At 44.3% G+C, this 1,524-nt stretch carries 1 protein-coding gene; it reads right to left on the bottom strand.

Going from position 1 to position 1,524, the window contains the following annotated elements; translation table 11 throughout:
* Nucleotides 1–168: 168 nt before the first annotated feature.
* Nucleotides 169–1,398 carry a P22 phage major capsid protein family protein gene (locus Q0212_RS11465; protein ID WP_297925587.1) on the bottom strand — a complete coding sequence of 410 codons (1,230 nt, stop codon included), beginning with the start codon at nt 1,396–1,398 and terminating at the stop codon, nt 169–171.
* Nucleotides 1,399–1,524: the final 126 nt, after the last annotated feature.

Below are 1,524 nucleotides of genomic sequence, written 5' to 3'. Positions count from 1 at the left end.
ATGAGCCTAACATCAAGTTTAACGCCTCAAGAGCATCACTTGATTCATCAGCCGCTGGAGTTTCGCTAGAAGATATTGCACCGATTAAGCGCAGCGTGGCGCGAATTAAATCAGCAGTTACCATGCTACACCTACTTAAAAGAATGGCTCATCCGTGAGCCTTTGGAATTACAATTGATGAACTAAACGACACGCCAACTCAGGATACAAGGCCGCTGTACCGTAAAGGATGTCAAAGCGAGATTTCCATTGGCCATTGTCGCCATCGAACCAACGCACAAAACGCATTGAGATATTGCCGAAACGTTCACGCGCTGCCATGTCAACACCTTTTGGAATATCCAAATCAGCACTAACAAAGGTAAACGCGTCTTTATGAAACGCTAAGTTTTGGCCATAAGCTGTTGCGCTTGTACCTAACACAGTAATAGCCGAGTTATCAGCAATACGGTTAGAACAGTTTTGATATGCACCGCCAGCAATAACGCCGGGCGATACCGTCATGGTAATTGCGCCTGTGGTGTCGGATACGTCAGTTGTAATAACGAACTTCTTCAACACGCCAGTGCTAACTTTTGTCTCAGGATGAACATCGTAACAACCTGCAAACGTAACAATATCACCTGCCTTTAAGCTAGTGCCGCCACTTGTCCAGCCGTCAGTGATAATGTCAGAAGTAGCAACATAAGCGTTACCAGTGCCAGCATTACCTTGAGTCGCGCCATTGGTTAATGGAGTGCCACCGTATGTACCTGTGGTATGCACTGGAATCATTGTGTTCTCGAACACATCAAAACCACCAGTACGGCCAACCATGCCCTCGCGATATTGGTCATCAATGTTGCTAGAGCTTTGAAATAAGCCTTTAACAGCATCGCTAAACTCGACACGGCTCGATGGATTCAACAAGAAAGTACGGTCAGATGATGGAGCTAGATTCTCGGTTAATCGTTGACCAGCTTGTTGGAACTTCTTGTAGTCAATTTGAGTTGATACAGTACCAACGCTGTTAGGAACAGATTTATACATTGCTAACATCGCGCTGTATTCAATATCAGACGCTAGTTGATTCATCGCAGGCTTCAAGAATTGATCACTAAAGTCATTAAGACTCATGGTCAATTCGGTGTCAGTGATTGTGCAATCTACGCCCTTGATTGTAGCAACGGGCAATGCAACTTTACGCTCTACCATGTTTTGTGCGGAGTAAGTTGAACCTGTACGCACAGTGAATTTATTGGGTAAACGGACATCTAAGTTAGTACCAATTTTCGCGCCATTGACCGCAAAACGGCTATCATATTGACGGTTGATTTTGGTTAAAAAGTTAGATTGTGCGTGTAAAATACGCAACGCTTCTTTAGTGATAATACTAGGAGTTAAAATGCTATTAGCCATAATGATTCTCTCTTAACGCTTCTCAGCGTTTCTTTTGTCGTAATTGGTCATTTCGCCACTTCATCCACTCGTCAATATCGGTAGGTGGTGCGCTATTGCTAGAGCCACCTTGCACTGGCTTGACAG

The organism is uncultured Agitococcus sp. (genome assembly GCF_937920075.1).
Classification (GTDB): domain Bacteria; phylum Pseudomonadota; class Gammaproteobacteria; order Pseudomonadales; family Moraxellaceae; genus Agitococcus.
This window is presented reverse-complemented; position numbering and strand designations above follow the sequence as displayed.

What these genes read in the sequence shown, in the direction of transcription:
- Q0212_RS11465 (WP_297925587.1), bottom strand. Translation starts at nt 1,398, where the DNA reads ATGGCTAATAGCATTTTAACTCCTAGTATTATCACTAAAGAAGCGTTG.